The 7,894-nt window shown below is 71.6% G+C and carries 5 protein-coding genes; 4 read left to right on the top strand and 1 reads right to left on the bottom strand.

From position 1 onward, the window contains the following. A partial coding sequence (locus tag D7V93_RS46975) for a penicillin acylase family protein (RefSeq protein WP_372338367.1) occupies positions 1-195 on the bottom strand: 195 nt, incomplete at its 3' end. On the opposite strand from D7V93_RS46975, the gene D7V93_RS31935 reads away from it, so the two are divergent. From D7V93_RS31935 to D7V93_RS31920, 4 genes are all read left to right on the top strand, one after another. Beyond that, positions 139-3,060, top strand: coding sequence for a choice-of-anchor D domain-containing protein (locus D7V93_RS31935; RefSeq protein WP_372338365.1), 2,922 nt, complete (start codon positions 139-141; stop codon positions 3,058-3,060). The genes D7V93_RS46975 and D7V93_RS31935 overlap by 57 nt on opposite strands. Before the next feature lie 199 nt (positions 3,061-3,259). Beyond that, complete coding sequence (locus D7V93_RS31930; protein ID WP_120646978.1) at positions 3,260-3,595, top strand: hypothetical protein; 336 nt, start codon at positions 3,260-3,262, stop codon at positions 3,593-3,595. Between the two features lie 104 nt (positions 3,596-3,699). After that, positions 3,700-6,663, top strand: coding sequence for a protein kinase domain-containing protein (locus D7V93_RS31925; RefSeq protein WP_208723227.1), 2,964 nt, complete (start codon positions 3,700-3,702; stop codon positions 6,661-6,663). A 20-nt stretch (positions 6,664-6,683) separates the two neighbouring features. Continuing rightward, a partial coding sequence (locus D7V93_RS31920; RefSeq protein WP_147451443.1) for a serine/threonine protein kinase occupies positions 6,684-7,894 on the top strand: 1,211 nt, incomplete at its 3' end.

Below are 7,894 nucleotides of genomic sequence, written 5' to 3'. Positions count from 1 at the left end.
GTTGGCGTCGCCAGCGATCTGCGCATCCGTGAAGAGGATGGGCCGCCACTGCTTCTTCGAGAACAGGAGCGTCTGGTCCGCGTAGTGGGGCGACTTCGGGTCACCCGACTCGCTGTAGGTCAGCACCTGCTGGGCCTGTTGGCGGTGGTTCTGTTGTCGGGTTGCGCGGACCGGGAACGCTCGTCGCTCGCGGATGGGCGGCTGACGGCGACGCCGGGTGGCGTGGACTTCGAGCGGGTCGCCATCTTCGACGCGCGGGAGTCGCAGGTGACGCTGCGCAACGTGGGACGCGCGCGCATCACCGTGGATGAGGCCTGGGTGGAGGGGCCGGAGGGCGCCTACAAGGCGGAGTTCACGCACGAGGGCCCGCACAGCCTGGTGCCCGGCAGCGAGTGCACGCTGAAGGTGCGCTTCGCGCCGCTCGCCGAAGGCGGCCTGCCCGCGGTGCTGGTGATCCGCTCGGACACGCGCATCGAACCGCTGATGCGCATCCCGCTCAACGGCGCCGGCGTGGACGCGTGGGCGCGGGTGTCGCCCCGCAAGCTGGACTTCGGCCGCATCGAGGCGGACTCCACCAAGTCGCTGGGCGTCACGCTGGAGAACCCCACGGACCTGCCCGTGATGGTCACGCCCAAGCTGGTGGGCGCGGACAAGGATGAGTTCGTCGCCGAGGCCGTGACGGTGAACCCGGGCGAGCGCAAGGAGCTGCAAGTCGCCTTCAACCCGGTGCGCGTGGGCAGGAAGCAGATCGCGCTCGCGGTGTCGCCGTGCCACGGGTGCGCGGACGTGCCGGTGCAGGTGACCGCGGAGGCGCTGGAGCGCGCGGTGGTGGCGGAGCCGGAGGTGCTGGACTTCGGCGCGGTGCCGGTGGACCGCGACGCCATCAAGGCCTCCAGCCTGCGCAACATCAGCACGGAGCCCGTCACGGTGACGTCGCTGATGCTGGACGGCACGGACGCGTCCTTCAGCCAGGCCAACACGGGCCTGCCGCTGGTGCTCCAGCCGGGCGAGGTGCGCGGCTTTGAGATCCGCTACAGCCCCAGCCACATGGGCCCGGCCACGGACCGCGTCGTCTACTCGGTGGTGAGCAAGCGCCACCCCACGCTGCCGGTGCCGCTGCGCGGCTTCGGTGGCGCGTCGGAGCTGTGCGTGTCGCCGCTGACGTATGACTTTGGCGAGCAGCCGCTGGGCTCCAAGGTGCGCGTCATCGTGAACGTGAAGAACTGCGGCACGGACAACGCAGGTCCCCTGACCATCAACGCCCTGACGTGGACGCCGGATCCGTCCGGCGAGCTCCAGTTCAACCACAAGCCGCTGGCGACGCCGTACACGCTGCCGCCCAACGGCGAGGTGAACCTGGAGATCTACTACGAGCCCTCCCGCGAGGGCTCCGCGGCGGGTTCGCTGGTGATGACCACCAACGCCTTCTCCGCGGCCACGGTGCAACTGGACTTCTTCGGCCGCGCGAAGGCGCACGCGCCGTGCGACCTGACGGTGACCCCGCAGCTCGTGGACTTCGGCACGGTGCCGCCGGGGCGCGGCGCGGTGCTGGGCGTGAAGCTGGAGAACAAGGGCGCGGACCTGTGCCCGGTGAAGAACATCCGCGTGGCCAACGACGGCGGCGGCGTGTTCCGCATGCCCGGCGGGGACCTCTTCGGCGGCATCATCTACCCGGGCGAGTGGTTCAGCTTCCAGGTGTCCTTCCAGGCGCCCTTCACCGGCGGGGACTTCGCGGGTGAGCTGCAGATCGAGCAGTACAACCCGGTGACGCCGGTGGTGCAGGTGCCGCTGACGGCGCACTCGCAGACGACGTGTCTGGTGGCCTCGCCCTGGTTCGTGGACTTCGGCCTGGCGCGCAAGGACTGCCGTCCGGCGCCGCGCGAGGTGAACTACCTCAACGCGTGCACCACGCCCGTCACCATCTCCAACGTCTTCATCGGGCCGGGCACCACGGACTCGGAGTTCACGCTGTTGGATCACCCGGCGCCTCCGGCGTTCCTGCTGCAGCCGGGCGAGTCCTTCACGGTGGGTGTGGACTACTTCGCGCAGGTGACGGGCATGAACCTGTCGCCCCTGTTCGTGGACTCCAGCGACCTGCCCATCCCGCTGATGGTGCCGCTCATCGGCGAGTCGTCCAAGAAGGTGGAGAAGACGGACGCCTTCGTGCAGCAGGACGTGAGCAAGGTGGACGTGCTGTTCGTCGTCGACAACACGGCGTCCATGGTGGAGGAGCACCCGCGGCTGGTGTCCGCCATCCCGTCCTTCGTGGACGCCGCGCGCAACAAGGCGGTGGACCTGAACCTCGCGGTGACGACGACGGGCATCTCCGCGGTGTCCGGCGCCTGCCCGGGCGGCGCGCTGGGCGGTGAGGCGGGGCGCTTCTTCCCGGTGGACAACACGCGCCAGCGCATCCTCACGCTGGCCACGCCGGACGTGACGACGGTGCTCCAGCAGAACATGCAGGTGGGCCAGTGCGCCCAGGTGGAGCAGGGCTTCGAGGCGATGCGCCGCGCGCTCACCCCGCCGCTCGTGAACAACGCGGATGATCCGCGCACGTCCATGCCCAACGACGGCAACCAGGGCTTCCTGCGCGACTCCGCGGCGCTGGTGGTGGTGTTCGTGGGGGACGAGGACGACCACTCGCCGGACGCGGTCTCCACGTACGTGCAGTGGGCGCAGCAGCGCAAGGGTGAGAACCAGCCGCAGCGGGCCACGTTCTTCGCCATCGCGCCCACGAAGACGGCGTGCGCCACGGCGGGTGGCGCCGGCACGCGCTACGCGGACGCGGCCGCGCAGACGGGCGGCGAGGTCCTCAACGTGTGCGCCCCGGACTACGCGCCGCTCCTCAAGCAGGTGGCCAGCAAGGCGTTCAGCGCGCAGGACCGCTTCCCGCTGAGCGAGGAGCCGGACGCGGGCACGGTGGTCGTCACCGTCAACGGCACGCCCACCACGACGGGCTGGACCTACGACGCCGCGAGCAACAGCGTGGTGTTCTCCGTGGTGCCGCCGCCGGGCGCGAAGGTGAACATCACCTACCGCCGCGCCTGCGCCAACGACTGAACCGGACACCTGGACCGGACAGTGGGAATGACGGTGGTGTGAACCCCGTGACGGGCCGGACATCCGGCCCCGAACGGGGATGTCAGCCCCCGGTGCTACAGCACTGCATCTGCCTGTGCGGATGACCAGAAAATTGGAGGCGCTCCCTCGGTGTGTACCCTGCGGAGCGTCTAGCTGCTGTTGCCTTGGGAGGCGCGCTGTGAGCACCCGAACCCCCGACGAGCATCCGAAGTCCCCTCCGCGCGCCGGTGCGCCGGGGCTGCGGGTCATCCGCGGGGAGGGCCAGCGCAAGCAGGAACCCCTGGCGTCGCGGGACGCGGTGGCGCGGGTGCTGATGGAGGCGGGGGCGGACATGCTCCTGCGCCGCATCAGCCCCGTGAGGGCGCAGGAGATCGAGCGCAAGGTGGACCGGGTGCTCGACCTGTTCGACCGGGTGGACACCGTCCCCATGCTGATGCCGGTGCTCAAGCGGCACCTGGATGAGCTGGAAGCGTTGATGCGGGAGACCCGGGAGGTCCGGGCGGCCCGGCGCTAGGGCGCCCGCACGGCCCTTCCCGGGAAAAACCCCAAGGGGATTCGATGTTTGATTCCCCTGGGCTGGGGGCTTACGCTCGGGATCCGCCTTCTCGCGTCCCGGCCGTGTCCATCGAAACCTACGGCAGCTACCAGCTCCTGAAACGCCTTGCCACGGGCGGCATGGCGCAGATCTACCTCGCGCGCCGGCCGGGTTCGGATGCTCCGGACAAGCTGCTGGTCCTCAAGCGCATCCTCCCGCACCTGTCGGAGAACGACGAGTTCGTCCGGATGTTCCTGGACGAGGCGCGCATCGCGGCGCGGCTCGCGCACCCGAACGTGGTGCAGATCTACGACCTGGGGGCGGAGGGGGACACGTTCTTCATCGCCATGGAGTACATCCATGGCGTGGACGCGCGCCGGCTCTGGAAGCGCTCGGAGACGGCGGGGCGGCCGCTGCCGGTGCCGCTGGTGTGCCGCATCCTGCTGGAGGCCAGCGCCGGGCTGGACTACGCGCACCGGAAGACGGACGCGACGGGGCGCCCGCTGGGCATCGTGCACCGGGACGTGTCGCCGCAGAACATCCTGGTGACGTTCGAGGGGGGCGTGAAGGTGGTGGACTTCGGGATCGCCAAGGCGGCGGACCAGGCCACGGTGACGCGCTCCGGGGTGCTCAAGGGCAAGTATTCGTACATGTCGCCGGAGCAGGCGGCCGGGCAGCGCGTGGACTGCCGTTCGGACGTGTTCGCGCTGGGCGTGGTGCTGCATGAGCTGCTGACGGGGGGCCGCCTGTTCAAGCGCCCCAGCGACATGCTGACGCTGGGGGCGGTGGCGGAGTGCAACGTGCCGGCGCCGTCGCAGGTGGCGCCCCGGGTCCCCGCGGATCTGGACGCCATCGTGCTCAAGGCGCTCGCGAAGGATCCGGACGCGCGCTACCAGCACGCGCAGGACCTGCAGCACGCGCTGGAGGGGTGGCTGGCCGCCCAGGCGCAGCCGTCCGGCACGGCGGACCTGGCCGCGTTCATGAAGGACCTGTACGCGGACCGGCTGTCCGCCGAGGCCCGGTCGGGTGAGGTGCAGGTGACGGACGAGGAGGCCGGCGTGTCGCCGCGCTCGGAGTCACCGCAAGCGCCGCGCCGCTCGGTGATGAGGCCCGCCACGGCTCCGGGACGCACGGAGCACGAGCCCACCACCACGCTGCGTCCGCCCCGGGCGAACCGGCCGAGCGGGAAGGTGGAGCCGCGCCGCGAGGAGGGTGAGGCCGAGCCCCGGGGGGCGGAAGCGCGTCCGGAGCCGCGGGGAGAGGTCCGTTCCGAGGTTCGTGGCGCTGAGGGTCGCACCGGTGACGCCCGTGCGGAGGGGCGCAACGGCGAGGCCCGCGCCGAGCTTCGGTCGGAGGTCCGCGGTGCGGACGCGCGGACCGCCGATGTGCGCGCTGAAGGCCGCAACGCTGACGGCCGCAATGCCGACGCTCGGAACGCTGACGGCCGCAACGCTGACGCTCGGAACGCTGAAGGCCGCAACGCTGACGGCCGCAACGCTGACGGCCGCAATGCGGACGCGCGGACCGCCGATGGACGCAATGCGGACGCTCGCGCCGATGCCCGCAGTGCGGAATCCCGTGCTGAAGTCCGGTCGGAGATCCGCCACGCGGAGCCCCGGTCGGAGATCCGCCACGCGGATCCGCGAGCCGATGTCCGCAACGCCGAGCCCCGGTCGGAGCTCCGCAACACCGACGCCCGGCCGGAGTCCCGGAGCGAGAGCCGCCCCGAGCCCCGGCAGTCGACGGGGACGCGGCGGGCCCTGGAGTCGCCCCCCTCGCGGTCCATGCGGCCGGTGCGCCTGGAGGAACCGTCCCTCCCGACCGTGACCTCGGAAGAGGGTCCCACGCTCGCGATGATGGATCCGCTGGGCAGCCTGCGCGCCACCGGGTTCCAGGTGGAGGAAGACGCGCCCACGCTCGCCATGGTGGACCCGCTGGGCCGGCTGACGCCCCGGTTCCAGGTGGAAGAGGACGCGCCCACGCTGGATCAGCGCTTGCTGGCGGCGCAGGCCCAGGAGGACGACGACGACGCCACCCAGGACATGCGCGCCGTGTCCCGCTCGGAGGTGGACGAAGGCCCCACGCAGGACCTGCGCGCCGTGCCGCGCTCGGAGGTGCCTGGCTCCCGGTCCGGCCCGATGCCGTCGCCTTCGGCGGAGCACCGCCATGGCCGACTCCCGGTCCCCGCGCCCCACGCCACCATCGAGGAGATGACCGCATCCACGGCGCCGCGTTCCTCATCCCGCGCGCCCATGCCGAACGCCTGGGTGCCGCCGGCCCGCACGGGCACCCTCACCGAGCAGTCCGTCGTGGAGCCCTCCAAGCGACGGTGGCTCGTGTGGGGCGGGGCCGCGCTGGCGGCGCTCCTCGTCGTGCTGGGCCTCTTCTGGAGCACGGGGATGAGCGCGACCGGCGTCCGCGTGGAGACCGAACCCACGGGCGCGCGCGTCGTCTTCGAGGACCGCGTGCTCCCGGAGCGCACGCCCCTGGTGCTGCCGCAGGTGAAGCCCGGCCGCTACTGGGTCGTGCTGGTGAAGGAGGGCTACCGGGAGCTGCGCACGCAGATCGTGGTGCCGTCGTCCGGAGAGCTGGTGGTGGGGCCGCTGAAGCTCGTGCCGATGACGTCTTCCGGGAGGCCCGGCACGGAGCCGCCGGCCGCCGTGCCACCCGCGCCGGAGCCCAATCCTTCCGGCGCGGCGGACCCGAATGCCCCGACTGCCTCGCCCCCGGAGGCGAAGGAGGCCCCTCGCAACCCGGGAGCCGCTCCGGTCGCCCAGCAGCCCCGCGCCGCCACGACGACGACGGCGGAGGTGCGCGAAGCCGCGCGGCCCGTGGAGCGTGCCGCGGCGGTGAGCTTCGTGGTGACGCCGTGGGCGGAGGTGACGTGCAACGGGCGCAAGCTGGGGGAGACGCCCTTCCAGCCCGTGGAGCTGCGGGTGGGCATGTATGACTGCAAGTTCTCCAACCCCGAGCTGAAACGCACCCTCAACCGCCGCATCGAGGTGCGCCCCATCGACCTCAACGTGGTGACGGTCAAGTTCGAGTAGGCGCGGCCGTGGACCCTTCCATGACGCTCGAGGCTGGAACCCACGTCGGCAAGTACGTCGTGCGCCGCAAGCTCGCCGAAGGGGGCATGGCGGAGATCTTCCTGTGCACCGCGCGCGGGCCGGAGGGCTTCGAGAAGGAAGTCGTCATCAAGCGCGTGCGCGCGTTCCTCGCGACCGACCCGGACTTCGTGCAGATGTTCATCGCCGAGGCGCGGCTGGCCTCGCGGCTCAACCACGCCAACGTGGTGCAGATCTTCGACTTCGACAAGCACGAGGACACCTACTACCTGGCGATGGAGTACGTGCGCGGCTGCTCGCTGTGGGAGCTGCGCAAGCGGAGCAAGGAGGCCATGGCGCCCATGCCCACCACGCTGGTGGCGCACATCGGCGCGGAGGTCGCGCGCGGGCTGCACTACGCCCACCGCCTGCGGGTGAACGGCGAGCTGCTGCACCTGGTGCACCGCGACGTCACGCCCCACAACGTGCTCGTGTCCTACGACGGCGCGGTGAAGCTCACCGACTTCGGCATCGCGAAGGCGGGCAACAAGCTGACGAACCCCGGCGTGCTCAAGGGCAAGTTCGCGTACATGTCGCCCGAGCAGGCCCGGGGCGAGAGCGTGGACGTGCGCACCGACGTGTTCGCGCTGGGCGTCGTGCTGTGGGAGCTGCTCACCGGAGGGCGGCTGTTCCAGGGGGACTCGGAGATCGCCGTCCTGCGCGCCGTGCAGGAGAGCACCATCGTGCCCCCCGCGCGCCTCAACCCGGACGTGCCCCCCGACCTGGATGCCGCCATCTGCCGCGCGCTGGAGCGCGACCTGTCCAAGCGCTTCCAGACGGCCGGCGAGCTGGAGCGCGCGCTGGCCCAGTGCGTGTTGAGCCATGCCCGCTCCGTGGACGACACCGACGTGGGCGCCTACGTGCGCAGGCTGTTCCCCTCCGCCGCCAGCAACCAGGCGCTGCCCGCGCTGCCGGAGCGCACCGCCCTGGTGGACGGGGCGCTCCCGCCGCCCGGCTCCCATGACGCGCCCCCGCCCCGCGAGCCCACGGCGGTGATGCCGTCGCGAGGCCATGCCTCGGGCGCCGTGCGCGGCGCGTCACCGGATGAGGACCTCCACGGCACGACGCTGGTGCTCTCCCGAGACGAGCGCGCCGCCGAGTCCGCGAATGGACGGCCTCCGCCCTCCACCCCGCTGATGCCCCTGCCGTCCATGGGCCACGGGGAGCGCAAGGC

The sequence above is a fragment of the Corallococcus llansteffanensis genome, assembly GCF_003612055.1.
Classification (GTDB): Bacteria; Myxococcota; Myxococcia; order Myxococcales; family Myxococcaceae; genus Corallococcus; species Corallococcus llansteffanensis.
Note: the sequence above shows the minus strand (reverse complement) of the source record. Positions and strands in the feature narration are given on the sequence as shown.